At 77.1% G+C, this 407-nt stretch carries 1 protein-coding gene; it reads left to right on the top strand.

Going from position 1 to position 407, the window contains the following annotated elements; all coding sequences use genetic code 11:
- A partial coding sequence (locus AC27E8_RS11060; RefSeq protein ID WP_487111483.1) for a hypothetical protein occupies positions 1–407 on the top strand: 407 nt, incomplete at both ends.

The raw sequence follows: 407 nt of genomic DNA, 5'->3' as shown, positions 1-407 counted from the left end.
GCCCGTGGTGCCCGTGGTGCCCGTGGTGCCCGTGGTGCCCGTGGTGCCCGTGGTGCCCGTGGTGCCCGTGGTGCCCGTGGTGCCCGTGGTGCCCGTGGTGCCCGTGGTGCCCGTGGTGCCCGTGGTGCCCGTGGTGCCCGTGCTGCCCGTGGTGCCCGTGGTGCCCGTGGTGCCCGTGGTGCCCGTGGTGCCCGTGGTGCCCGTGGTGCCCGTGGTGCCTGTGGTGCCCGTGGTGCCCGTGCTGCCCGTGCTGCCTGTGCTGCCTGTGCTGCCCGTGCTGCCCGTGCTGCCCGTGCTGCCCGTGCTGCCCGTGCTGCCCGTGCTGCCCGTGCTGCCCGTGCTGCCCGTGCTGCCCGTGCTGCCCGTGCTGCCCGTGCTGCCCGTGCTGCCCGTGCTGCCCGTGCTGC

Source organism: Alicyclobacillus sp. CIJ1 (assembly GCF_057538885.1).
Note: the sequence above shows the minus strand (reverse complement) of the source record. Positions and strands in the feature narration are given on the sequence as shown.